Consider the following 25766-nt stretch of genomic DNA (forward strand, 5'->3'; position numbering starts at 1 on the left):
GGTGTGACGCCCGTCGTCGGTACGAGCAGGGCCCGGACATCGATGTCCGGGCCCTGCGCCGTTGCTGCGCTGTTACCGTTCTCCTACATTTTGTTGAACCCTACAAGAACGAGGGGTAGGCGCGGGCAGATTCATGTGCGAATCCACAATGGCACTCGCTGTTGACCTGGGGCTTTACTTTCTGTCACATCACAGGTCGGATTCCGGCCGCATGGTCACCACCGAGCCCGGATGTCGGCACCCCGCTGCAGCGGGGAACAACGCCCCCCGCACCCGATGGTCACGCTTCGACTCGGTGCCAACGACGACACCACCCTGTCCGAGGCCACACCCGCCCCCGCCCCCTTCCCCTTCTCCGTTTCGCCGTACCGGTTTCTCCCCCCGCGGCGCCCGCACCACCCCTCCGCAGGCCGTGGCCCCTGCGTGCGGGTCCTTCCGACATGTTCTCGTAGCTCAATCCTCAATCGCCGGAGGAAACGATGCGGTTGCCACAGTCGTCCAGTACGGGCGAGATCCACCCCGTTGACGAGGTCCCCCCGCCTCCTCGGCTCGCCATCCTCAGCCTGCAGCACGTCTTCATCATGTACGCGGGCGCCGTGGCCGTTCCGTTCATCGTGGGCAGCGCGCTCAAGCTGAGCAATGAGACCATCGCGCTGCTGGTCAACGCGGACCTGCTGGTCGCCGGTATCGCCACCATCATCCAGGCCGTCGGCATCTCGAAGATCTTCGGTGTACGGCTGCCGGTCGTCGCGGGCGCGACGTTCACCGTGGTCAGCCCGATGATCACCATCGCAGCCAAGCACGGTCTTCCGACGGTTTACGGGGCCATGCTCGCCTCCGGGGTCTTCGGCCTGATCATCGCCAAGCCGTTCTCCAAGATGATCAAGTACTTCCCGCCGCTGGTCTCCGGCACCGTGATCACCATCATCGGCCTGTCGCTGATAGGCCCAGGCGCCGGGATGATCGCGGGCGAGGACACCGGCGCCAAGGACTACGGCCAGATCTCGCACATTGCGCTCGGCTTCGGCGTGATCGCCATGATCGTCGTCTTCAGCAAGGCGCTGCGAGGTTTCTTCGGCCAGATCGCCCCGCTGCTCGCGATCGTGGTCGGCAGCATCATCGCCATCCCGATGCACCTGTTCCAGCTGCAGGGGGTCTCCAGCGCACCGTGGTTCGGCATTTCCTCGCCGTTCCACTTCGGCGCGCCGCGGTTCGACGCCGCCGCGATCATCTCGATGTGCATCGTGATGCTGGTGACGTACACCGAGTCCACCGCCGACATGCTCGCGGTGGCCGAGATGACGGACCGCAGGATCACCGAAGCCGACATCGCCCGCGGCCTTGCCACCGACGGCCTTTCGGCGGTGCTCGGCGGCTGCATGAACTCCTTCCCCGACACCGCCTACGCCGAGAATGTCGGCCTGGTGCAGATGACGGGCGTGCGCAGCCGCTGGGTGGTCGCCGGTGCGGGCGTCGTCCTGCTGGTCATGGGACTTGTGCCGAAGGTCGGCGCGTTCGTTGCCGCCGTGCCGCAGATGGTGGTCGGCGGCGCGGCACTGGTGATGTTCGCCATGGTCACCGCCGTCGGCATCCAGACCCTGAAGAAGGTCGACTTCCGGGGCAACCACAACCTGCTGGTGGTCGCGGTCTCGCTCGGCGTGGGCATGCTGCCGGCAGTCGCCACCGACCAGTTCGGCAACGAGGTGTTCTTCAAGAACTTCCCCGGCTGGACGCAGACCATCTTCGGCAGCCCCATCACCATCACCGTGATCCTCGCCTTCACGCTCAACCTCCTCTTCAACCACCTCGGGGTGGGAATGCCCCGCGAGGAGCGCGAGGAGCGCGAGGACGAGGACAAGGAGGAGGGCGAGGAGAAGGATAAGGCCCTCACCTCGGTGTCCGGGGACGATGCTCAGACAGAGGCCCCCGCGACGTCGTAGCGGCAGGGCCTATGGTGAGCGGTGCGCGCAGCCGTCGTGGCCGACAGGCAATCCGCATGTCGGCCACGACGGCCGCCGAAGACCCTGTTCGGCATCACCGAAAAGGACATATCGCCCATGCCGCTCAAGCGCCCGCATCACCACCGCGACGCCAGCACTCACCTGAGGGTGAACCCGGTCTTCAGCCGGGAGCCGATCCATGTTCCCCGGTTCGAGCTGCCGGACGACGGCATGGACCCGGAGACGGCGTACCAGATCGTCCACGACGAACTCATGCTCGACGGCAACGCACGGCTGAACCTCGCCACCTTCGTCAGCACCTGGGCCGAGCCCCAGGCCCAGCAGCTGATGGCCGAGTGCGCCGAGAAGAACATGATCGACAAGGACGAGTACCCGCAGACCGCCGAGGTCGAGGCGCGGTGCGTGCACATGCTCGCCGAGCTGTGGAACGCACCCGATGCACACGCGGCAGTGGGCTGCTCCACCACCGGCTCCAGCGAGGCGGCGATGCTCGCGGGTCTGGCGCTCAAGCGCCGCTGGCAGCACCGCAGGCGCGCCGAGGGCAAGCCGGCCGACCGCCCCAACGTCGTGATGGGCATCAACGTCCAGGTGTGCTGGGAGAAGTTCGCCGACTACTTCGAGGTCGAGCCGCGGTACGTCCCGATGGAGGGCAACCGTTACCACATGTCGGCCGAGGGCGCGGCCGCCCTGTGCGACGAGAACACCATCGGCGTGATCGCGGTACTCGGCTCGACGTTCGACGGGAGCTACGAGCCGGTCGCCGAGATATCCGCCGCGCTCGACGAACTGCAGGAGCGCACCGGCGTCGACGTCCCCGTCCACGTCGACGGAGCTTCGGGCGCGATGATCGCCCCCTTCCTCGACCCCGACCTCGCCTGGGACTTCCGCCTGCCGCGGGTCGCCTCCATCAACACCTCCGGGCACAAGTACGGCCTGGTGATGCCGGGCGTCGGCTGGGCGCTGTGGCGCGACGCGGAGGCGCTCCCCGACGACCTCGTCTTCCACGTCAACTACCTCGGCGGCGACATGCCGACCTTCGCCCTCAACTTCTCCCGGCCCGGTGCCCAGGTGATCGCGCAGTACTACAACTTCCTGCGCCTCGGCTTCGAGGGCTACCGCCGCGTCCAGCAGACCTGCCGTGACGTCGCCGTGCGCCTCGCCAAGGAGATCGCCGAGATCGGTCCGTTCACCCTCCTCACCGACGGCAGCGAGCTTCCCGTCTTCGCCTTCACCGTCAACGACGACATCACCAACTTCTCCGTCTTCGACGTCTCCGCGGCCCTGCGCGAGCGCGGCTGGCTCGTCCCGGCGTACACCTTCCCCGACAACCGCACCGACCTCGCCGCGCTGCGCGTCGTCATCCGCAATGGCTTCGGACACGACCTCGCCGACCTCTTCCTCGAGGATCTGCGCCGCGTCCTGCCCCGCCTGCAGGCACAGGCGCAGCCGCACCGCGACGTCACCGACGCCGGTGCCTTCGCGCACGGCACCGAGGCCGCCACCACGGAGCGCCGCACCGACGCCAAGCCCGCCGCCCCGGCGAGCGCCTGAGCTCCCCGCTGCGCCGTCGCGCCGGAGGTCGGCGCGACGGCGTTACGCGGTCGGCGAAAGAGGGCGCCCGGGGCACGGCCCGGATCCGACAGTGGATCCATGCTCAACAGCGTCGCCGTGCTCTCCGACATCCACGGTGTGCTGCCTGCCCTGGAGGCGGTGCTCGCCGAACCCGACGTCGCGGCGGCCGACCGCCTCGTGCTCACCGGCGACATCGCCGCCGGCCCCCAGCCGGTCCAGGTCCTCGACCTGCTGACCGGGCTGGGCGAGCGCGTCGTGTGGGTCAAGGGCAATGCCGACCGTGAGCTGGTCGAGTACCGCCGTACAGGGCGCACCTCGATCCCCGACCCCATCGCCCCCTGGGCCGCGGAGCAACTGCGCGAGGACCACCTCGACCTGCTCGCCGCTCTGCCCGCCTCACTCACCCTGCCGGTGCGCGGCCTCGGCGAGGTGCTGTTCTGCCACGCAACGCCCCGCGACGACGAAGAAGTCGTCCTCGTCGACTCCCGCCTCGACCGATGGCAGGACGTGCTCGACGGGCTCGAGACCGAAGTCCGTACGGTGGTCTGCGGCCATACGCACATGCCGTTCGTCCGCCTCGCGCTCGGCAGACTGATCGTCAATCCCGGGAGCATCGGCATGCCGTACGGGCGGGCCGGTGCGCACTGGGCACTGCTCGGCCCAGGCGCTCAGCTGCGCACCACGCCGTTCGACCTCGATTCCGCCGTCGACCGGATCGCAGCGGAGTGCACCTACTCCGGTGCCGCCGAGTGGGCGGAGTACTACCTGCGTTCCCGCGCCACCGACCGCGAGGCCCTGGAGGCGTTCGGCCCGCGCGACGGCCGTGACACGCAGATCTGCTGACTTTCCGTCACATCACGCCGCCGGTGCCACGCGCCTGACGCTCGTAGAGATGGACGATCTCCTCCACGGGCAGGCCCTTGGTCTCGGGCAGGAACTTGGCCACGAAGACGATGGCCACGACGCACAGACCGGCGAAGCAGACCAGCACCCAGGCCAGGCCGATGCCCGTCTGCCAGGTGGGGAAGACCTCGATCAGCGCGAAGTTGGCCAGCCAGTCCACGGTCGCGCCGATGGACGCCGCCCGACCGCGCACCTCGGTCGGGAACGTCTCGCCCTGGATCAGCCAGCCGGTGCCGCCGACCCCGATGGCGAATGCCGCGATGAACACGTCGAGACCGATCATCACCACGACGATTTCGGTCGTGCCGGAGAGGAAAGTGAGACCGGCAGCCGCGACCAGCATGGCGATCGTCATTCCCGTATAGCCGCCCATCGCGATGCGGCGGCGCCCCCAGCGGTCGATGTACTTGAAACCGAAATACGTGGCACCGACGTTGACCGCGCTCATGATGGCGGTGACTTCGACGCCGGCGATCGCCGCATCCACCTTCGATCCGTGCGCGCTCTGGAAGAGCGGTGCGAGAAGATGCGGCCCGTAGTAGAGCGGCACGTTGATGCCGGTGATCTGCTGGAAGATGAAGAACACGCTCACGACGATCACGGCCCGCCGCACGCCCGGCGTCCATTGGCTGATGCCTTCGCGTCCCTTTCGCTGTTCCTCGATCGCCGCGATCTCCGCGGCGGTCCGTTCCACTTGGTCGATCGTCACATCGACGCCGAGTTTGGCGAGCGCCCGCTTGACGTCCGCGTAGCGGCCCCTGCCCAGCAGCCACCGCGGCGACTCCGGCATGCGGGTGCGCAGCACGAGTCCCGCGAACGCCGGTACCGCGCCGAGACCGAACATCAGCCGCCAGTCCGCACCGCGCGCATGATGCGGCAGCGACCAGAGGATCACCATTGCGACCAGGTAGGAGACGAGAATTCCCACGGTGATCATCCACTGCTGGAGCATGGCCAGCGCCCCGCGCCGCTCTCGCGGTGCGTACTCCGAGATGTAGGCGGTCGCGATCGCCGAGTCGGCGCCGATCGCGAGGCCGATGAGGGTACGGGCGCCCAGCAGCACGTACGAGTTCCAGGTGAACGCGGACAGCAGCGCACCCACCATGTAGATGCCGGCGTCCACGATCAGCAGGGACTTGCGGCCGAAATGGTCGGTGAGCGGACCGGCGAGGATCGCACCGACCGCGGCGCCCACGGAGGCCCCGGCCACCAGATAGCCGAGCGCGAACCCGCTCAGCGGATACGGAATGAAGTTCAGTGCGGAACCGATATTCGCCGTGTCGTAGCCGAACAGAAAGCCGCCGATGGTCGCCAGCAGCGTCAGCGACCAGTAGAACGTCGTCGGGGCCCGGCGGTCCAATTGCGACAGTACGTTCTCGTTCTGAGTGGGATTCACGCTCACGACGCCCATTCTGCTCCAGCAGTGGGCGCCATTCGTGGCTATACGCGCGGCAGCGGGTGCGTGGCGAGATGACGCCCGGAGTCGTGGACGCCGCGAAGATAGGCGGCCAGACCCATCACGGCCACCACGACGGAGTCCCACGGCGCCGGAAGGATCCCGGAGCCCCCGAAGCTGCCCGCCGCGGAAAGGACCAGCAGCGCGACCAGATAGCCGACGAGCCAGGCGCCGGCCGCGAGATCGGCCGGATCGCGATCGCGGCGGAGCTGCTGATAGGCGTAGACGAGCGCGGAGACGAAGAGCACGGGCAATGCGACGCGCAGCTCGTGCCAGCCGGCCCAGTAGAAGATCAGAGTCGCTATGACGAAGGCCACCGGCGCGATCAGCCGGGTGCCGCGCACCCAGTCCGCCATGCGCCCGGGGTCGGCGCGCCGCACCGAGGCCTCCGAGACGACACTGATCGAGTAGGCGAACAGCCCGAGCACGCTGGTGGCCGCCACGATCGACTGCCAGTTGCCGAACGGCAGCAGGAACGCGGCGCCGATCACGAAGTTCACCGCGAGGGCCCGGCGCGGCACGCCGGAGCCCGGGTGCACCTTGACCACCGCTTCGGGCAGCAGCCCGTTCTTACCGAGCGCGTAGGCCTCCCGGCTGGTCTCGGCCGTGAAGACCAGTGCCGATCCGCCCGGTGAAGCGATGGCGTCGGCGTACAGGATCCAGGTGAGCCATGTGAGGTTGAGCGAGGTGGCCAGCTCGGCAAAGGGCGAGCTGAAGTTGACTCCGTGCCAGCCCGCGCCGAGGGACTTCGCCGGAACCGCGGCGATGAACGCCACCTGCAACGCGAGATAGAGCACCATCGACAGCAGCAGCGCCGTGAGCACCGCCCGCGGGATGTCCCGCCGCGGGTCGCGGGCCTCGCCGGCCAGGTCGATCGGGCCCTGGAACCCGGTGTACGCGTAGACGATCCCGGCGGTGGCGATCGCGGACAGCGGTGCGGAGTACCCGTAGGGCGCGAACCCGCCGTGGCCGGAGAAGTTGTGGGCGTCGAACCCCGATGCGAGCAGCGCGATCACCGTGATCGTGGGAACGGCGAACTTCGCGATCGTCACCGCCAGATTGACGTGGGCGAACAGCTGCACGCCGAACCAGTTCAGCGCCACCAGCAACGCCATGATCATCAGGCCGAGCAGCACCCCACTGGTGGTGAGCCGGGTGCCGTGGAAGAGCCCCGGGACGTACTTGCTCGCGTACTGCAGGATCGCCGCCGACTCGCTCGGCGGATTGGTCGCGTACGCCACCCAGATGCCCCAACCGACCAGCGTCGCCACCAGCCGCCCCGAGGTGTACAGCGGCCACCGGACCAGCCCGCCGGCCTCCGGCATCGACGCGCCGAGCTCGACCATCACCAGCGCTATCAGCACCAGCGCCAGGCCGCCGACCACCCAGGTGATCAGCGAGGCGGGGCCGGCGATGCGCGCCGCGTGCATCGGGCTGAGCAGCCACCCGGAGCCGATCACGCCGCCGAAGGCGACGGCGGTCAGCTGCCAGAAGCCCAGACGCCGGCGCAGCCGCTGGTCCTCGGACCTGCTGCGGTCGTCGTCGACGGCGACACGGATCGTCATTTCGGCGCTCCCCTCCGCGACGGGCCTGCTCCGTGGCCCGCGGAGGAACGCCTACCGCAAAGGGGAGCCGGTCAACCCTGGAAGGGACGCTTCCGGCCGATTCGGGTGATCGCGAGCACCCGGTGAGGGCTCAGGCCGCCCCGCGCCGGGGAAGGGCGCCGGAGGGTAGGGGACGGGTCGCGCCATGGCTGCCGTTGCTGATGGATCTCCGTCGGACCGTACCTCGCGCTTTCGGAAACTTTCCGTCCCGCTGAAATGCGGCGTATTCCGTGAATCGGCCAGTAGTGTTGGGAGTGTTGACCCGTATGTTCCACATACATACCGTCACCGGATATCGGAAGCGCGCCGATTGTTTCGGAGATGCTCACGTGGAGACCTTCCGTATCGCCATCGTCGGCACCGGCGGCATAGCCGCCACGCACGCCCGCAACCTCGCCCCCCTCGGCGGCCGCGCGCAGCTGGTGGCCGCCGCCGACATCGACGCCGGCCGCCTCGAAGACTTCTGCCACCGCTGGAAGATCCCCGGCCGCTACCACGACCTCGGCGCGCTGCTCGCCGCCGAACGGCCCGACCTCGTCCACCTGTGCACGCCGCCGGGCCTGCACAAGGAACAGGCCGCCGAGTGCCTCACCGCCGGCGTCAACGTGCTCTGCGAGAAGCCGCCTGCGCTCAGCCTCGCCGACATGGACGAGATCGCCGCCGCCGAAGCCGCGGGCGGCGCGCACTTCGCCACCGTCTTCCAGCAACGCTTCGGCTCCGCGGCCGAGCGGCTGCGCGGCGCCCTTGCCTCGGGGGCGCTGGGACGCCCGCTGGTGGCGGTGTGCAACACCCTCTGGTACCGGGCCGACGACTACTTCGCCGTGCCGTGGCGCGGCAAGTGGGAGGTCGAAGGCGGCGGCCCGACCATGGGCCACGGCATCCACCAGTTCGACCTGCTGTTGTCGGTGCTCGGTCAGTGGCGGGAGGTGACGGCGGTCGCGGCGCGCCAGGCGAGGCCGACCGACACCGAGGATCTCTCCTGCGCCATCGCGACGTTCGAGGGCGGCGCCATCGCCACCGTCACCAACTCACTGCTGTCCCCGCGCGAGACGACCTATCTGCGCTTCGACTTCGAGCACGCAACGGTCGAGGTGGAACACCTCTACGGCTATGAGGACGACAGCTGGACGGTCACCCCGCTGCCCGGACGGGAGGACGAGGTGCGTGCCGCCTGGGCTGCGGGCCCCGCGGGCCGCGCCTGCGGCCACGGCGTCCAGTTCGCCGCCGTCCTCGACGCCCTGGAGGCGGACGACGCACCACCCGTGACGCTCCGCCAGGCCCGCGACACCCTCGAATTTGCCGCCGCCACCTACGCCTCCGCCTTCGGACGGCGTCCGGTACGACGCGGCGAGATCGGCACCGGCCACCCCTTCCACCATCGGATGAACGGCGACGGCGCTCCGTGGTCGGGCACCCCCGTGCCCGCACCCGCACCCGCGCCCGCCTCCGCCCCCGGCGCTGACGGCCTCGGCCTGCTCCCCGACGACGTCACCTCGCTGCGCATCACCGCGCACGGCCGGGAGCTCACCCGCTACGTCCACCGCCCCTGGGACGGGCAACTGGAGTCCCCGCGGCCGTACTTCCACCCCCTGCACACCCTCGGCGGCGACCGGGTCAGCCTCTACCGGCCGCATGACCACGTCTGGCACAAGGGCATTGCCTGGTCGCTGCCGAACGTGGAGACCGAGAACTTCTGGGGCGGGCCGACCTACCGGCGCGGCGTCGGCTACGCCCAGTACGACAACGACGGGTCGATGGACCACGAGGCCTACGAGCACGTCTCGTTGCGCGACGGCGTCGTGCGCGTCGCCGAGCGGCTGCGCTGGCACACCCAGGGCGGAGCGGCGTGGTTCACCGAGCAGCGGCGCTTCGCCGTGACCCTGCTGCCGGGCGATGCCGACGCGTGGGCGCTCGTCTTCGAATCGGTGATGACCAATGTGCGCGGGCGTCCCACCGTGATCGGCAGCCCCACCACCGAAGGCCGCGAGAACGCCGGTTACGGCGGCCTGTTCTGGCGCGGCCCGCGCTCGTTCACCGGCGGACGCGTCCACACGCCCGACGCCAGCGGGGGCGACGAGCTGATGGGGGTGCGCGCACCCTGGCTGGCCTTCACCGGCAGCCACGACGACCATGGACGCGCCTCCACCCTCGCCTTCGTCGACGCACCCGGCAACGACGCCCGGAACCCGCAACTGCCCACCAAGTGGTTCGTCCGCAGCACGCCCTTCGCCTGTGTCTGCCCGGCGCCCTTCTTCGACGAGGAGATCACGGTCGGGGACGGCGAGCGGCTCACTCGCCGCTACGCCGTCGTCATCGCCGACGGTGACCGCGGCCGCAGCGGCGTGGAGAAGCTCGCCCAGGCGGGCGGCGAGGCGCTCGGGTTGCTGGGCCACAAGTGGCAGCAAGAGTGGCAGCAGGAGTGGCGGATGCCGGGGGAGCAGCGGTGAACGCCGGCTTCCCGGGGGCGACCGCCGTCTCCCACCTGCGGGTCTACGACTGGCCCGCGGCGGACGGCCTGCGTGGCGGAAGCCCGCACCTGCACACGGTCTCCGCCGAGGGCTACGTCGTGCTCGGCGGCGAGGGCGAGTTGGAGACGCTAGGCTCGCACGGCTACGCGCGCACCGAGTTGCGCCACGGCACCCTGCTGTGGTTCACCCCCGGCACCGTCCACCGGCTGGTCAACGTCAGCGGGGACCTGGAGATCCTCGTCGTAATGCAGAACGCGGGGCTCCCGGAGGCCGGGGACGCGGTGCTGACCTTCCCGGCCGACGTGCTCGCCGACCCCGGGCGCTACGCCGAGGCAGTGGCCCTCCCCGCAACCGCGGCCGACCATGCGGCGGCCGCCCGGCGCCGCCGCGACCTGGCCGTCGAGGGCTATCTGGAGCTGCGCGAACGCGTCGTCAAGGACGGCCCCGAGCAACTGCGGCCACTCCATGAGGCGGCGGCCCGTCTCGTGGCCCCCAGGGCCGAGGACTGGCGCGGGCTGTGGCGGCGCGGCGCGGCCGCCCAGGCCGAGCGCACCGGCGCCCGGCTGGACGCGCTGGCGCAGGGCCACGCCCCGCACCTCGCCGAGGCGGCTTTGACCACCGCGGAGCAGGCGCCTGCGCTGCGTTACGGGATGTGCGGACGCCTGCAGGTATGGGACCTGGAAGGTGCTCGGATGATCCGGTGAAACAGCTCATGGCAGGATGCGCGGGATGCGGCGCGGGATCCGCAGCCCCGGGCGCGCACCGCTCTGCGGCGATGGCCATCAGGATGCTCCTGCGGCACTTCAGGACAGGGGAGTTCGACAACCCGCGCATGGAGCTCGCGACGAAGGTCGTGGTACGGGGCAGCGCGCCGCCGCCCCGCCACTGAGGCCCGCGGTCCGGCCCCGAACCGACGGACCCACCGGCGAGCCGGCCGTGGGCCTCGCCGCCAACGAGTCCTTCCGCACCGGACAGCTCGTGCGGAGGCGGGAGTTGCCGGGTCAGGCCTGGTAGGCGGCCGCGGCGATGACGAGATCCTCCCAAGCCATGCCCACGCTCTTGAAGAGCCGCGGGCGGGACGGATCGACCGCGGCGCGGCCGCACACCAGATCGGCCATGCCGACGAGCGCGTCGCCGCTCACCCCGGCGCGGACGGCCTGGATGATGTCACCCGCCTCGCGCAGGGCCGCCGACCGCGCCTCGACCACCACCGTCGAACGGCGCACGGTCTCGTCGTCGACCTCACGCGCGTCCGGTTCATGGGAGCCGACGGCGACGACCGTGGCGTGCGCGGGGAGGGCGGCGCCGTCGAAGAGCGGGGTGCGCGCCGTCGTACAGCAGACCACGACGTCCGCGCCGCCGATCGCCTCCGTCCCGCCGGCCTCGACGGTGAACGGGAGCCCCGCCGCTGGGCGGTAGTGACCGACGAACTCCTTCAGCCGCCGCTGGTCGCGCCCGACGACGGTGACCTGCCGGACCGGGCGGATCGCCGCCAGTGCCTCCAGATGGCTGTGCGCCTGCGGTCCGGTGCCGAAGACGACGACGCGCGACGCGTCCGGTACGGCGAGCAGATCCGCGGCCGCCGCCGAGACCGCCGCAGTGCGGATCGCGGTGAGCGCCACGCCGTCCAGCACGGCGAGCGGCGTCAGGGTCCGTGCGTCGAGGAGCAGATAGCTGCCCTGGATGCGCGGATGCCCGAGCGCCGGGTTCTCCGGGGCCACGGACGCCACCTTCACGCCCACGTACTCGTGCGACTGAGCGGGCATCAGCAGCAGGTGGCCCCGCTCGACGGGCACCACCGAGCGTGCCGGATCGGCCTCGGGGTCGAGCCCCGCGCGCAGCGCGTCCTGGACGGCGGCCACCGCGGCCGCCATCGGAACCGCCGCCCGTACCTCCTCCGCGCCGATCTCCCGCATCGCCGGCCCCGCCATCCGCCGTCAATCCTTCCGCGCTCCGTCCCCGTGGCTGCCGCCGCCAACGCTATCCGCCGCCGTGCTCACCAGCGGACGGCCTCGCCGCCGCGCCCCCTCACCCGCTGAGCGCATCGCGGACGTATATGGCCTACACCACTGATAACGATCCAGTCGTAGTGGCTGTGCGACGCTCCGCATTCCCTCTAAGCTCCCGGCCATGCCGATCTTTGGATCCCGACGGGCCGCCGCACCGCGACTCGCGCCTGAACTCGACGACACCAAGCTCGGCAGGGTGCGCAAGCAACTCGAAGCGCCGTCGCGGCCCGGTCTGGGGGACATCCGCGTCGACCAGGTGGAGCAGGTGCTGCGCGACGCGGGTCACGACTGGGACCGGCGCACCCACCGGTTCATGGTGCTCGCCGCCGTGGCCCCGCAGGGCGTGGCGCGGCTGTGGCTGCGGCGCCGCTCGCGCGACCCGGACGCGCTGCTCTTCCAGGCATGGATGGACCTCGTCCACGGCCGCTGGGACGGAGAGCTGGCCGACGCCGCGGCGACGATCGACCTGTGCCACCGCGCCGCGGACCTGACTCCGGCCGACCCTGTGCCGTGGCTGGTCGTGCTCAGCGTGTTGCGGCTGCTGCGGCGGCCGCCGCGCGAGGTCTTCCCGGTATGGCGCGAGGTGACCAGCAGGGACCCCTGGCACCGCGAGGCCTACCTGGAGATGCTCCACTACCTCTCGCCGGAGGAGTGCGGATCCCACGCCCAGACGCTCGACTTCGTCGACGCCGCCAAGTCCGGCATGCCGCCGCAGTCACCTGCCATCGGCCTGGAGATGGTGGCCATGCTCGGCCGCTACCGCAGGACGCTGTCGGCCGGCGGCGTCGACGCACTGATGTCGAGCAGGATCTGGACCCAGCCGCCCGCGGAGGCCGCCCTGGACCGGGCCCTGGAGGACTGGCCACGCCCCGGGTACCTGCGCCACGCGGCGGCTCTCGCCGATCTCAACCTGCTTGCATACGCGCTCATACAGGCCAAGCGGCTGACGGATGCGGCGCAGGTGTTCCAGGCGGTCGGGCCCACGGTGACCCCGTGGCCGTGGGAGCTGGACGGCGATCCGCTGCAGCAGTTCACGCACTGGCAGGCACGCGCGCTGAGGTGACGCGTATCGGGATGAGCGGCTCCGCCAGTGGTCTGGTCCTGTTCGGCGGCAGCCTCGTTTACAGTTCACACTTCACAGCTCACAGCTCACAGCTCACGGCGGACGGCGACGAGTGCGGCGTCGTCGTCCAGGCCGCCGTGCACGTAGTGGCGGACGTCCTCGACGAGCCGGTCGAGCAGTGCGTCGGGATCGTCCTGCGGCATTCCCGTGAGGCGCTCGGCGAGCGGGTAGAAGCGGCTCTCGGCGTCGCGCGCCTCGGAGAGGCCGTCGGTGTAGAAGAGCAGCAGGTCACCGCGGGTCAGGGGCACCGGCCGTGCGGTGTATCCGCCGCCCACCATAGCGAGCAGTGCCAACGGCGGTGCGAAGGACGGAGGTTCCACCTCTGCCGCGCTTCCGGCGTGCAGCAGCATGGGCGGGGGATGGCCGCAGTTGACCACCACCGCGGAGTCACCGTCGTCGGGGAGGGTGGCGAGCACCGCGGTGACGAACTCCTCACCCGCGCCCCGCAGGGCCAGGGCTGCGTCGAGGCGGTCGGCGACGGCCGCCAGGTCGGGTTCGGCGCGTGCGGCGTCCCGGAACACCCCGAGCACGTCGACGGCGGCCTCCACGGCGGCCAGCCCCTTGCCCCGCACATCGCCGAGGAGCAGCCGGGTCCCGTGTTCCGTGGGCAGCACCTCGTACAGATCACCGCCGATCCTCGCCTCGGCCGCCGCGGCCAGATAGCGCACGGCGATCCGGAACGGGCCGATGCGCCGCGGCACGGCGCGCAGCAGCGCCTTCTGCGCCGTTTCGGCGACCGAACGGACCTGTGCCAGCTCACGCTCGCGCGCCGCCACGAGGATGACGGTGGCGGTGCTGGTGAAGGTCACGGCGAGTACGGTGACCGCGGACGTGGCGTGCACGATCGCCGGCACGCCCTGATTGGCGAGCGACAGCAGCCCTACGCAGATCAGGCCCGCCAGTCCGGCGAGCAGCGGGACGCGCGCCTTGCGGGTGGCGATGGCGGCGAGCACGGGCACGGCCGCGAGGATCGGGGAGAAGGTGGACCTCGGCCCCGTCGCGAGGTCGAGCACGACGACCGCGGCGATGAGCAGATACGCGCCGACGACGAACCGGCGCGCACGCGGTGACAGACGCGGCGGCGGCAGCCGCGTCTCCTGCGCCCGACCGTCGGCCATGTGCGCCTCCTGGCCGTTTCATGCAGCACCCGCATCCATTGTCACGCGTCCTGGGCTGCGCGTCCTGGTGTGGCCCGACGGGACCCGGCCGCAGGCCGCGGGGGATTGGGGGCCCGTGCCGGGGCGGGACGTGGGACACACCGCCGCGGCACGGGACACCGATGAGCGCCCGATCGTCGAGGAGAACTCAACAGGGGTGAGGAAGACGGCCGTTGGCGCGCTCAGTAACACGCCCACTAAATTGGCCTGGACCATTAGCCGCCGTCAAGACACCGGTCCGAAGAAGTTCTCACGGTCACTCGGCGATCCCGCGGGTCAGCAACACCATCGTGATGAAGGTGCGGTACAGCCGCACGGGGTCGTCGTCGGTGATGTGCACGGTCCGGTCGTCGTCGCGTACGACGCCGTTGATCCACGTCGCCATCTCAGCCAGATCGGCGTTGCGGAACTGGACGGTGAGCGTGGCGGGCAGCTCGATGCGCGGCGGTGCGGCGTCCTTCACGCGGCGCACTGCGGTCTCGGCGGCCGCGCGGATGGTCTCGCACGCCTCCTGAGGGTGCATGCTGTCGGCGGCGAACCGCGACACGGAGGTCTTGACCACGGCGCTGGTGACGCCGGGACAGAACGCCTGCGTCTCGGACGCCGTGGTGTCGTCCCCGGTGACCAGCACTACCGGCACCCCGTGCCCGAGCGCCACCAGCGCGTTGATGCCGCTCTCGCCGGTGACCACACCGTTCAGCCGCACCTCGCTGATGGCCAGCGGGTTGTAGGTGTGCGACAGCGTGGAGGCCCGGCTCGACATCGAGCCGTGGTAGGAGACGAAGAAGACGGCGTCGAAGGAGGAGTCGAGGCCCTGCATCATGTACAGCGGCTTGTGACGGCCCGACAGATACCGGGCGCGGTGCGCGAGCGCATCGGGACGCAGATTGACCATCTTCGAGTGTGAGTCGTTGACCAGGAAAGCGGTCGCACCCGCGGCGGCCGCACCCTCGATCGACGCGTTCACCTCCTGCTGCAGCAGGCCGCGGTAGTAGGCGTACTCGGGCTCCGGCGCCCGGCACTGGGACCAGTCGACGACCCCCGCGGTGCCCTCCATGTCGGAGGAGATGAAGATCTTCACAGTGCACTCCTCGGGTGGACCTCCACGCCGGTGGACGAGACGGTCATGACGTTGTACGTGCTGCCCTGCTGGCCCGCCGCGCCGCCGTGCCGTCCGTCGGGCGTCAGGGCGAGCGCCCGCAGCTCCGCGCGGAACTCGTCCGGCAGCGCCGCCGTCTCGTGCAGCGCGGCCAGGCACGCCTCGGCCGGGTCCGTGCCGGCCGCCAGGCGGTCGACGATCGTACGGGCGGTGCCGCCGCGCATGCTCAGCTCGCCGCGCCCGGTGCACGCCGCCCCTCCGGCCCGCAGATCGCACCAGTTGCCCGCACCGGGCAGCGCCGAATCACCCACCCTGCCGGGATACTTGTAGGGGTAGCCGGAGGTCGACACCCCCACGCACATCTCACCCGAGGCGTCGAGCGCGATGATGTTGATGGTGCCCCACGGCCCGTCGTGAGGTGTGAGACGCCGGATGATGTCCAGTGCGGCCGCGCGGTACCGGTGGTCGCCGTCGGTCGCGGCGGTGTTCTCGCCCTCGACCGCTTCGGCCGACGCCTCGACCTGCTTGCGCCACATCGCCCGCGACTCGTCGGTCAGCAGCTCGGCGGTGGCGAAGCCGCACTCCTCGGCGAAGAGTGCCGCCCCCTCGCCCACCAGCAGACAGTGCTGCGGCAGCTTCTCCAACACCGCCCGCGCGACGGAGATGGGGTTGGGGTAGTCGCGCAGCGCGCCCACCGCACCGAAGCGGCGGCTCGACCCGAGCATGACCGAGGCGTCGAGCTCCACCACGCCCCGCGCGTTGGGCAGGCCCGAGGTGCCGACGTAGTGGTCGGCAACGTTGTCTTCACAGCGGCGCATGGCCGCCTCCACGGCGTCGAGCGCCGTGCCGCCCCGGCGCAGCACCTCCATGCCGGTCGGCAGCCCGGCCTCGCTGCGTTCGCTGCCGATGATGATTGCCTCCGTCACAGACCCTCCTCAAGCGCCGATGATCGTACGACCGCGCAGTCTCGCACCCCTGTCTGTGGCCCCCCGGGTGCCCGTGGCCCTGTGTCCGGCCGGGTTCTGTCGCACCGCCGAGATAGAGTACGGTGCGTAATAGGGTGAATACGTAGAGTGTCCATCCGGTGTCAGGTCACGGTGTCAAGTGCGGGGAGTCGGAATGTCTGGGTCCGATCTGGTCGCGAGGCCGCAGGTGCCTCGCCAGGCTGTGCCGGAGCGGCGCAAGCGGCCGGGCATGGTGGTGGTGCAGTGGTTGACGACCACCGATCACAAGACGATCGGCACGCTGTACCTGGGGACGTCGTTCGCGTTCTTCCTCATCGGCGGCATCATGGCGCTGCTGATGCGTGCCGAGCTCGCCCGCCCCGGCCTGCAGATCATGGACAATGAGCAGTTCAACCAGGCGTTCACGATGCACGGCACGATCATGCTGCTGATGTTCGCGACGCCGCTGTTCGCCGGGTTCACCAACTGGATCATGCCGCTGCAGATCGGCGCGCCCGATGTGGCGTTCCCGCGGCTGAACATGTTCGCCTACTGGCTCTACCTGTTCGGCTCGCTGATCGCGGTGGGCGGCTTCCTCACCCCGCAGGGCGCCGCGGACTTCGGCTGGTTCGCCTACTCCCCGCTCACCGACGCCGTGCGCACGCCGGGCATCGGCGGCGATATGTGGATCATGGGTCTGGCCTTCTCCGGCTTCGGCACCATCCTCGGCTCGGTCAACTTCATCACCACGATCATCTGCATGCGCGCCCCCGGCATGACGATGTTCCGCATGCCGATCTTCTGCTGGAACGTGCTGCTCACCGGTGTGCTGGTGCTCTTCGCCTTCCCGGTGCTCGCCGGTGCGCTGCTGTGCCTCGAAGCGGACCGCAAGTTCGGGGCGCACGTCTTCGATACCGCCAACGGCGGCGCGCTGCTGTGGCAGCACCTGTTCTGGTTCTTCGGCCATCCCGAGGTCTACATCATCGCGTTGCCGTTCTTCGGCATCATCAGCGAGATCGTCCCGGTCTTCAGCCGTAAGCCGATGTTCGGCTACATCGGCCTGATCGGGGCCACCATCGCCATCGCCGGGCTCTCCATCACCGTGTGGGCGCACCACATGTACGTCACGGGTGGCGTGCTCCTGCCGTTCTTCGCCTTCATGACCATGCTCATCGCGGTGCCGACCGGCGTGAAGTTCTTCAACTGGATCGGCACCATGTGGCGCGGATCCCTGTCGTTCGAGACACCCATGCTCTGGTCGATCGGCTTCCTGGTCACCTTCGTCTTCGGCGGGCTCACGGGCGTCATCCTGGCTGCACCGCCACTGGACTTCGAAGTCTCCGACTCGTACTTCGTCGTCGCCCACTTCCACTACGTGGTCTTCGGCACCGTTGTCTTCGCAATGTTCGCCGGCTTCCACTTCTGGTGGCCGAAGATGAGCGGGAGGATGCTCGACGAGCGGCTCGGCAAGATCACCTTCTGGACACTCTTCATCGGCTTCCACACCACCTTCCTCGTCCAGCACTGGCTGGGCGTCGAGGGCATGCCGCGCCGCTACGCCGACTACCTCGCCGCCGACGGCTTCACCACCCTCAACACGGTCTCGTCCATCGGGGCGTTCCTGCTCGGCCTGTCGATGCTGCCGTTCCTCTACAACGTGTGGAAAACGGCCAAGTACGGCAAGAAGATCGAGGTCGACGACCCCTGGGGCTACGGCCGTTCGCTGGAGTGGGCGACCTCCTGCCCGCCGCCGCGCCACAACTTCCTCGCGCTGCCGCGGATCCGCTCCGAGTCTCCGGCGTTCGACCTCCACCACCCCGATTTCTCGGAGCTGCAGGAGGTCGGCTACGCGGCCGCGCCGGCCGGCGTCACGGAAGGCGCGGAGGGCGAAGAGGGCGAAGAGGGCGAAGAGGGCACGCCGGGATCGCCCGGCGGCGAACCCGGGGAGGAGTGAGGCGATGACGGCTGCCGATGCACGCGGCCCCGGTGAGGCGGCCGTCGGCATCAACCAGCTCGAGGGCTATCTGCTCTGGCAGGCGGAGACCGATCGGGCGCGCGACAGCGCCCGTGAGTTCTCCGCAAGCCTGCCCTGGCTGACCATCGCCCAGCGCGAGGAGGTCGAGCACGCCTACACCCAGGACAGGCTGGAGCAGTCCAAGGTGTATCTGGTGCGGATCGCGGGCCGCTGCCGCGAGCTCCAGCACGAATACCAGCAGCGCTATGACGCGCTGCGGCGCCGCCTCGCCATCGCCTTCGTCGTCGGCAGCTGCCTCACGCTGACCCTCGCCGTCCTGCTCGGCGCCCTGCTCACCGCGGGCTGAACCGCCCCGGGACGACCCCGGCCGTTCCGGGCCGCGGCGTGTCGTTACGCTGGGTACAGCGAAACGGGGAATGATTCCCTGCTTGGGTTGGTTCTCTTACTGACGGCGCGCACGAGAGAGAGGGGAGGCCGCCGACATGGGACACACGGACACGGCGACGCCCCACCTGCGCGCCGACGCACGCCGCAATCGCGAGCGCATCCTCGTCGCGGCGCGTGACATCTTCACCGAGCAGGGCCCCGATGCGCCGCTGGACGAAATCGCGCGACGCGCAGGGGTCGGCAACGCTACTCTCTACCGGCACTTCGGCGATCGCGAGGACCTGATCCGCGAGGTCACCCTTCACGTCATCGGCGGGATCGCGGACGACGCAGAGGCCGCGCTCGCCGGGGAGAACGACCCGTTCGAGGCCCTGCGCCGTTTCCTGCACGCAGCTGCGGACCGCCGCATCGGCGCGGTGCTGCCTTCGGTACGCGGGCGATTTGCGGAGAACGAGAGCTTCTGGACGGAACGGGCAAGGGGGATTGCCGCAGTGACCGAGATCATGCACAGGGCAAGGGCCAGCGGGCAGCTTCGCCCCGACGTCGAACTCGGTGACATCTGGGTCGTCCTCACCCAGCTCACCCGGCCGCTTCCGGGCAGCGACTGCACCACGTTCGCGGGCCACGTGGGCCGTCACGTCGAGCTCTTCGCCGCCGGACTGCGCGCGCCCGCACCGCACCCCCTCCCCGGCTCCTCCTACACCCTGTCCGATCCCGCGTCGGCACACCGGAACGAACGGCCGCCCTGCAACCTGTGACGCACACCGCGCCGCGCCTCACCTCGCTTCACTTCATCGCGCAACCACCTCATCACGCACTGCGGACCGCCCCGAGGGCCGCACCCGGACTCACCAGCTACGTGGAGACACCTTTCTCATGGCGACGACCGCCCCAACCACTGCACCAGCGCCCGGCGCCGTCGATCCGCGGCGCTGGACAGCACTGACCTTCATAGCCCTGGCACAGCTGATGGTCGTCCTCGACGCGACCATCGTGAACATCGCTCTCCCATCCGCCCAGCGCGCGCTGCACATCTCCGACGCCGACCGTCAGTGGGTCATCACCGCGTACACCCTCGCCTTCGGCGGGCTGCTGCTCTTCGGCGGGCGCCTTGCCGACCTCCTCGGTCGCAAGCGCACCTTCCTGATCGGACTGATCGGCTTCGCCGGCTCATCGGCCATCGGCGGCGCCGCGGTCAACAGCGGCATGCTGCTCGGCGCACGCGCGATGCAGGGCGCCTTCGGCGCGCTGCTCGCACCCTCCGCACTCTCCATGCTCGCGGTGATGTTCACCGAGCCCAAGGAGCGGGGCAAGGCATTCGGCATCTACGGTGCCATCGCCGGTGGCGGCAGCGCCGTCGGCCTGATCCTCGGCGGCGTGCTCACCCAGTACCTGAACTGGCGCTGGGCGCTGTACGTGAACGTCCCGATCGCCGTCATCGCGTTCATCGGTGCCACGGTCTTCGTCAGCAGCACGCTGTCCAAGCGCCACCCGACACGGCTCGACATCCCGGGTGTGGTGCTGATCACCGCCGGGCTCGTCTCGCTGGTCTACGGGTTCACCCACGCCGAGTCCAACGGCTGGCGGGACCACATCACGCTCTCGGCGTTCGGCGCCTCCGCCGTGCTGATCATCGCCTTCGTGGTCGTCGAACGGCTCACCAAGGCGCCGCTGCTGCCCTTCCGCGTCGTCCTCAACCGCAACCGCGGCGGCGCGTATCTGGCCGTCGGCCTGTCCGTCATCGCGATGTTCGGGCTGTTCCTCTTCCTCACCTATTACCTGCAGACGGTCAAGGACTACTCGCCGGTCAGATCGGGGCTCGCGTTCCTGCCCATGACCGCCGGCATGATCATCGGTTCCACGCAGATCTCCGCGCGGCTGATGCACCGCGTCGCACCGCGCGTGCTGATGGTGCCGGGCCTGCTGGTCGCGGCGGCCGGCATCGGACTGCTCACCCAGCTGAAGGTCGACAGCCCCTACACCCAGCTGGTGCTTCCCGCGGAGATCCTGCTCGGCCTGGGCCTCGGTTCGACATTCATGCCGGCGATGAACCTCGCCACCAACGGCGTCAGTCCCAAGGACGCCGGTGTGGCCTCGGCGATGGTCAACACCTCCCAGCAGGTGGGCGGCTCCATCGGCACCGCGCTGCTCAACACCATCGCGGCCACCGCGGCGACCAACTACATCAAGGACCACGCCCTCGGGCGGCCCACCCCGCAGCTGCTCGCCACCGGCGAGGTGCACGGCTTCACCGTGGCCATCTGGTGGGGTGTGGGCATCCTGCTGCTGGCGGTGGTGCTCGTCCTGCTGCTGATCAATGCCAAGGCGCAGCACACGGCAACCCCCGTGGCCCGCGACGCGCAGCGCGCAGACGCACCGCAGAAGACCGAGGAGGCCGCAGAGCTCGCCGTCGTCGGCGCGCGCACCGAGCCCCTCCTCGGCCGGGATGGCCTGGCGGCGGCGCCCGCCGCACTCGTCTCGTCCGCCGGCGGCGGAGTCGGCGCAGGCTTTGCGCCTGTCTCGGGCACGGAGATCCGCGGATACGTGAACGGAGGCGAGGGCGCGCCCGTCCCGCGCGCCACGCTCACTCTGATCGATCTGAATGGCCGTCAGGTCGGTCGGGCGTCTGCCCAGGCCGACGGCGGCTACGCGCTGACCGCACCCGGGTCCGGCTCGTATGTACTGATTGCCGCGGCCGACGGGCACCAGCCGCAGGCTGCCACCGTCGTCGTGGGCGACCAGCCGCTCTCGTACGACCTGGTGCTCTCGGGCACCGCGGGGCTCGCCGGTGCGGTGCGTGACGCGGCAGCCGCGACCCCGGTCGCGGGCGCGATGGTCGTGGTGACGGACGTCCGCGGCGAGGTCGTGGCGTCCGCGACCACCGGTGGGGACGGCACGTTCGGCCTGCAGGAGCTGGTCGCGGGAGCGTTCACTCTCGCGGTGAGCGCCCCGGGGTACCGGCCGACGGCCGTCCCGGTCGAGGTCGCGGCCTCCGGCACCACCCGGTGCGAGGTGGAACTCCGTGCGGGTGCCCGGCTGCTGGGCGTCGTCCGGGCGGGCGGCGCCGGAACCCCGCTCGCCGACGCACGGGTCACCCTGGTCGACGCGGCGGGCAACGTGGTCGCGGCCACCACCACGGCTGACGACGGCGGGTACACCTTCACCGACCTCGCCGAGGGGGACTACACCGTGATCGCCAGCGGCTACCCGCCGGTCGCGACGTCCGTGACGCTCGACGGCACCGGCGAATCCGGCTTCGACATGACCCTCGTCCACCCCGAGGACTGACCGGAAGAACAGGGGCCGGGCCCGCGCCGCACTTCTGCGGTACGGGCCCGGCCCTCGTCCGTCGGCGCGGCGCCGGTCAGAACGCGCCGGTGCCGTTGGGCGTGCCGAGACCGGTCGGGCCGTCGTAGCCGGGGCCCGCGGTGCACAGATAGCTGCCGCCGCAGGAGCCGTTGCTGCCCGACGTGACGTCGTTCAGCGCGGCGGTGTGGCTGTACGGGTAAGAGCCGTAGGTGACCTGGGCGGTGTTCCCGGCGAGCGCGTAGACGCTCGCGATGATCGGCGACGAGGCACTGGTGCCGCCGACCTGGACCCATCCGTCCGCTCCCTGCGCGAGCCCGAGTTCGAGCTCGATGTCGCAGAACGAGCCGCCGCCGCAGCTGTTGTACGTGTCGTAGACCGCGACCCCGGTGTTGGGGTCGGCGACCGCGGACACATCGGCGACGGTGCGCTTGGCACACCCGGAGTCGTGCTGCCAGGACGGCTTCGCCTCGTAAGCCGAGCAGCCCGAGCCCGCGCTGCTCCAGGCCGTCTCGCTCCAGCCGCGGGAGTTCGACGCCTTGCTCAGCGAAGTGCCGCCCACGGCGGTGACGTACGGCGAGGAGGCAGGCCAGGAGACGCCGTAGCCGGAGTCGCCCGAGCTCGCGGTGATGGCGACGCCGGGGTGGTTGAAGTGGGAGTCGGACGAGGTGATGGTGGAGTCCTCGGAGCCGCCCCAGCTGTTGGAGACGGAGACGACACCGGAGGTGGAGGCCGCCGTGTCCTCGGCCGTCGTCAGGTCCGAGGTGTTCGCCGAGTTGGCCTCGACCAGCAGGATGTGGCAGCTGGGGCAGACGGCGGAGACCATGTCGAGGTCGAGGCTGATCTCCTCGGCCCACCCGTAGTCGCCGGACGGCAGCGGTGAGGCCTGGCCGCTCTGGTTCACCTTGCGGAAGCAGCCGTTGGCGGTGGTGCACGACGGCAGGCCGTAGGCGCTGCGGTACGTCGCCAGGTTGGACTCGGCGTTCGGGTCGTCCTGGGCGTCGACGATTGCAACGGTGCGCCCGGATGCCGAGGTGCCGCTCAGTTTGTAGGCGGACTGCAGATCGGACGGCATGTATCCGACGGTGGTCGGGGATCCGGTGGTGAACGGGGACATGCGACCCGTGGCGGTGCGACGGGCCTTCATGATGCCGAAGCAGCGGGCCTGTCCCGGTGCTTCGGGATGGGCACAGCCGAATGCCGTTATGCTCGGCGATGCGTAGCCGCTGTGCGCGGAGGAGGGGGCGGTGGCCTGGGCGCCGGTGGCCAGGCCGGTGATGAGGGCGGTGACGGCGAGGGTGAGCAGCGCGGTGACGGCCGCTGCCATCCGCCGGAGCCGGCGTCTTGGTCGGCGGTGCGGAATCGCGGGGGATCGGGTGGATATATCGGGTATCTCGCGACGGTGCATAGGGCCTCCGTACGGTCTCAGGCGGTTTGCAAGGGCCGGATGACGAAGAGCAGAGTGTGCCGACGGCGCGTCAGGTCACCGCCTGCCACGGCACGTCAGGTCACCGCGTGCCACGTACGGTTCACGATGGCGCCGTGCTCCCGTACTGGTCAAGACCATGTCAAGCACAGGTCTTGTGAGGCTGCTGCGGTAGGTGAGTGAACCGGACGCCGCACAGCACAGCACCGCCCGGACCATGAGGGTCCGGGCGGTGCGTGCTGTGCGGCCGAAGAAGGCCTACTTGTTGACGCAGGGGTTGCCGAAGGCCGGGTTGAGAGCGCCGATGACGTTGACCGAGTTGCCGCAGAGGTTGATCGGGATGTGGATCGGCACCTGGATCAGGTTTCCGGAGATGGCACCCGGCGATTTGGTCGCGGCCCCCTCAACACCCGCGTTGGCGACGGCTGCACCGGCGGACCCGGCGACGGCTGCACCGGCGGCGGCCGTGAGAACGACCGCCTTGGCGATACGCGACATGAATGAGGTCCCTTCGAGTCTGGCGAATTGCTGATCAGCATCCCCGCGTCTGATGGCCCCGGGGATGCTGATCAACGGCCCAGCGGCCGCCAGGTTGCGTCCGGCCGCTCATTCAGGTGATCCTTGGCACCTGAATACGCCCGAACGCCGCAGCTGAAGTCCGGGGCCCCGCGCGGCTTCAGGGCCCCGGAACGGCTTTGGAACCGCGGAGGAACTCCGGTCCCAGAGCCTTGGTACCGCTGACGACGCGCGTCCGCGGCTGCTGCCACCGTGCTCAACGCGGAAAGCCCCTCCGCGACACGGAAGGCCAATCAATGGGGGCCCAGAAGAGTGAGCCTGGAAAGGGAATTGGGCCATCCGAGGGTGGTCGCCATCGGGTGCGCGGTCCCGAACGCGATGACGGGGCGCCAGAATGCAGGTCATGGAGTGGTTCACGGCGAACGGTTACTGGCTGAGCCGCATCGTCTTCCAGCGGGCGCTCGCCGCCGTCTACCTCATCGCCTTCATCGCCGCCGCGAACCAGTTCCGTGCGCTGCTCGGAGAGCATGGACTGCTGCCGATCCCGCGCTTCACCGCGCGCGTGCCCTTCCGCGAGTCGCCCAGTATCTTCCACTTCCACTACTCCGACCGGTTCTTCGCCGCCGTCGCCTGGAGCGGAGCCGCCGTCTCGGCGGCGATCGTGGCCGGCGCCGCCGACGCCGTACCGCTGTGGGCGTCGATGCTGTTGTGGCTGGCGCCCTGGCTGCTGTACATGTCGATCGTCAACGTCGGCCAGACCTGGTACGGCTTCGGATGGGAGTCCCTGCTCCTGGAGACGGGATTCCTCGCCGTCTTCCTCGGCAACGCCCGTACCGGACCACCCGTGCTCGTCCTGTGGCTGCTGCGCTGGCTGGTCTTCCGTGTCGAATTCGGCGCGGGCCTGATCAAGATGCGCGGCGACCCGTGCTGGCGCGACCTGACCTGCTTGTACTACCACCATGAGACCCAGCCGATGCCGGGCCCGCTCAGCTGGTTCTTCCACCATCTGCCCAAGCCGCTGCACCGGGTCGAGGTGGGCGCCAACCATGTCGCCCAACTCGCCGTGCCCGTCCTGCTGTTCACCCCGCAGCCGGTGGCGAGCGTCGCCGCCGGGATCATCGTCGTCACCCAGCTGTGGCTCGTGCTCTCCGGCAACTTCGCCTGGCTCAACTGGCTGACGATCGTGCTCGCCCTCCCGGCCGTCGACGGCTCGCTCGCCGCCTCCGTGCTGCCGCTGCCGCGGCCCCCGGCGCTCCCGGCCGCCCCGCTCTGGTACGAGGTCGTCGTGCTCGCCGTCACCGTCTTCGTCGTGGGGCTGAGCTATTACCCGGCGCGCAATCTCGTCTCCCGCCGCCAGCTGATGAACTACTCCTTCAACAGGCTGCATCTCGTCAACGCCTACGGCGCCTTCGGCAGCATCAACCGGTTCCGCTACGAAGTGGTGGTGGAAGGCACCGACGAGGACGAGATCACCTCGGAGACCGTCTGGCGGGAGTACGGATTCAAGGGGAAACCGGGCGATCCGCGGCGGCTGCCCCGCCAGTTCGCGCCCTACCACCTCCGGCTCGACTGGCTGATGTGGTTCGTCGCCATCTCGCCGCTCTACGCCGATCCGTGGTTCGTCCCCTTCGTCGCCAAACTGCTGGAGAACGACCCGGCGATCCTCAAGTTGCTGCGTACCAATCCCTTCCCCACCATTCCGCCCACCCATGTCCGCGCGCGCCTCTACCACTACCGCTTCACCGACTGGCGGCGGCTGCGCACGACGGGGGAGTGGTGGGAGCGCACACTCGTCCGCGAATTCCTGCCGCCCATCAGCCGGGACCGTGTCCGGCTGTGGTGAGACTGTGCTGCGAGCGG

At 70.0% G+C, this 25766-nt stretch carries 19 protein-coding genes and 1 pseudogene; 12 read left to right on the forward strand and 8 right to left on the reverse strand.

What is annotated here, in order from left to right:
* Positions 1-479 precede the first annotated feature (479 nt).
* The 3 genes from NGB36_RS03235 (at position 480) to NGB36_RS03245 (ending at position 4376) form a co-directional block, all read left to right on the forward strand.
* The gene (locus tag NGB36_RS03235) at positions 480-1940 is read left to right on the forward strand and encodes a nucleobase:cation symporter-2 family protein (RefSeq protein WP_255918470.1); all 1461 of its coding nucleotides are present in this window, start codon (positions 480-482) and stop codon (positions 1938-1940) included.
* 117 nt (positions 1941-2057) lie between these two features.
* On the forward strand, positions 2058-3512 hold the full coding sequence (gene gad / locus NGB36_RS03240; protein ID WP_255918471.1) for a glutamate decarboxylase: 1455 nt from the start codon (positions 2058-2060) through the stop codon (positions 3510-3512).
* Positions 3513-3611: 99 nt separating this feature from the next.
* Complete coding sequence (locus NGB36_RS03245; RefSeq protein WP_255918472.1) at positions 3612-4376, forward strand: metallophosphoesterase family protein; 765 nt, start codon at positions 3612-3614, stop codon at positions 4374-4376.
* Between the two features lie 7 nt (positions 4377-4383).
* Here the strand turns inward: NGB36_RS03245 and NGB36_RS03250 are convergent, their stop codons facing one another.
* Together NGB36_RS03250 and NGB36_RS03255 are read right to left on the reverse strand one after the other, a co-directional pair.
* A complete protein-coding gene (locus NGB36_RS03250) occupies positions 4384-5832 on the reverse strand; it encodes a sugar porter family MFS transporter (RefSeq protein WP_255918473.1) in 1449 nt (482 codons plus the stop codon).
* A 44-nt stretch (positions 5833-5876) separates the two neighbouring features.
* Positions 5877-7457, reverse strand: a complete 1581-nt coding sequence (locus NGB36_RS03255) for an APC family permease (RefSeq protein ID WP_255918474.1) — start codon at positions 7455-7457, stop codon at positions 5877-5879.
* 368 nt (positions 7458-7825) lie between these two features.
* On the opposite strand from NGB36_RS03255, the gene NGB36_RS03260 reads away from it, so the two are divergent.
* The gene (locus NGB36_RS03260; RefSeq protein ID WP_255918475.1) at positions 7826-9943 is read left to right on the forward strand and encodes a DUF6807 family protein; all 2118 of its coding nucleotides are present in this window, start codon (positions 7826-7828) and stop codon (positions 9941-9943) included.
* Positions 9940-10668, forward strand: coding sequence for a cupin domain-containing protein (locus NGB36_RS03265; protein ID WP_255918476.1), 729 nt, complete (start codon positions 9940-9942; stop codon positions 10666-10668). Before NGB36_RS03260 ends, NGB36_RS03265 begins: the two co-directional genes overlap by 4 nt.
* A 297-nt stretch (positions 10669-10965) precedes the next feature.
* Here NGB36_RS03265 and NGB36_RS03270 read toward each other — a convergent pair whose 3' ends face one another.
* On the reverse strand, positions 10966-11895 hold the full coding sequence (locus tag NGB36_RS03270; protein WP_255918477.1) for an ornithine cyclodeaminase family protein: 930 nt from the start codon (positions 11893-11895) through the stop codon (positions 10966-10968).
* 199 nt (positions 11896-12094) lie between these two features.
* Between NGB36_RS03270 and NGB36_RS03275 the strand changes: the two genes are divergently transcribed.
* A complete protein-coding gene (locus NGB36_RS03275; RefSeq protein WP_255918478.1) occupies positions 12095-13036 on the forward strand; it encodes a hypothetical protein in 942 nt (313 codons plus the stop codon).
* 86 nt (positions 13037-13122) lie between these two features.
* Here the strand turns inward: NGB36_RS03275 and NGB36_RS03280 are convergent, their stop codons facing one another.
* The 3 genes from NGB36_RS03280 to NGB36_RS03290 form a co-directional block, all read right to left on the reverse strand.
* The gene (locus NGB36_RS03280; RefSeq protein WP_255918479.1) at positions 13123-14214 is read right to left on the reverse strand and encodes a PP2C family protein-serine/threonine phosphatase; all 1092 of its coding nucleotides are present in this window, start codon (positions 14212-14214) and stop codon (positions 13123-13125) included.
* A 295-nt stretch (positions 14215-14509) separates the two neighbouring features.
* Positions 14510-15334 carry a M55 family metallopeptidase gene (locus NGB36_RS03285; protein WP_255918480.1) on the reverse strand — a complete coding sequence of 275 codons (825 nt, stop codon included), beginning with the start codon at positions 15332-15334 and terminating at the stop codon, positions 14510-14512.
* Positions 15331-16278 carry a glycosylasparaginase gene (locus NGB36_RS03290; RefSeq protein WP_255918481.1) on the reverse strand — a complete coding sequence of 316 codons (948 nt, stop codon included), beginning with the start codon at positions 16276-16278 and terminating at the stop codon, positions 15331-15333. Before NGB36_RS03290 ends, NGB36_RS03285 begins: the two co-directional genes overlap by 4 nt.
* 193 nt (positions 16279-16471) lie before the next feature.
* Between NGB36_RS03290 and ctaD the strand changes: the two genes are divergently transcribed.
* The 5 genes and pseudogenes from ctaD to NGB36_RS03315 all read left to right on the forward strand — a co-directional run bounded on the left by ctaD (position 16472) and on the right by NGB36_RS03315 (position 21946).
* Complete coding sequence (ctaD, locus tag NGB36_RS03295; RefSeq protein WP_255918482.1) at positions 16472-18250, forward strand: aa3-type cytochrome oxidase subunit I; 1779 nt, start codon at positions 16472-16474, stop codon at positions 18248-18250.
* A gap of 4 nt (positions 18251-18254) precedes the next feature.
* Complete coding sequence (locus NGB36_RS03300; protein ID WP_255918483.1) at positions 18255-18617, forward strand: hypothetical protein; 363 nt, start codon at positions 18255-18257, stop codon at positions 18615-18617.
* Positions 18618-18753: 136 nt separating this feature from the next.
* Positions 18754-19416 carry a TetR/AcrR family transcriptional regulator gene (locus tag NGB36_RS03305; protein WP_255918484.1) on the forward strand — a complete coding sequence of 221 codons (663 nt, stop codon included), beginning with the start codon at positions 18754-18756 and terminating at the stop codon, positions 19414-19416.
* A gap of 118 nt (positions 19417-19534) precedes the next feature.
* Positions 19535-21010: pseudogene (locus NGB36_RS03310) on the forward strand (MFS transporter); the annotation flags it as partial.
* 192 nt (positions 21011-21202) lie between these two features.
* Positions 21203-21946 carry an MSCRAMM family protein gene (locus tag NGB36_RS03315; RefSeq protein ID WP_255918533.1) on the forward strand — a complete coding sequence of 248 codons (744 nt, stop codon included), beginning with the start codon at positions 21203-21205 and terminating at the stop codon, positions 21944-21946.
* Between the two features lie 76 nt (positions 21947-22022).
* On the opposite strand, the gene NGB36_RS03320 is transcribed toward NGB36_RS03315, so the two are convergent.
* Complete coding sequence (locus NGB36_RS03320; RefSeq protein WP_443740766.1) at positions 22023-23372, reverse strand: S53 family peptidase; 1350 nt, start codon at positions 23370-23372, stop codon at positions 22023-22025.
* A 276-nt stretch (positions 23373-23648) separates the two neighbouring features.
* Positions 23649-23888 (reverse strand): chaplin, encoded by a 240-nt coding sequence (locus NGB36_RS03325; protein WP_255918486.1) that lies wholly within the window; start codon positions 23886-23888, stop codon positions 23649-23651.
* A gap of 421 nt (positions 23889-24309) precedes the next feature.
* Between NGB36_RS03325 and NGB36_RS03330 the strand changes: the two genes are divergently transcribed.
* Positions 24310-25749, forward strand: a complete 1440-nt coding sequence (locus tag NGB36_RS03330; protein WP_255918487.1) for a lipase maturation factor family protein — start codon at positions 24310-24312, stop codon at positions 25747-25749.
* Positions 25750-25766 lie beyond the last annotated feature (17 nt).

This window comes from Streptomyces humicola (assembly GCF_024436035.1).
Classification (GTDB): Bacteria; Actinomycetota; Actinomycetes; order Streptomycetales; family Streptomycetaceae; genus Streptantibioticus_B; species Streptantibioticus_B humicola.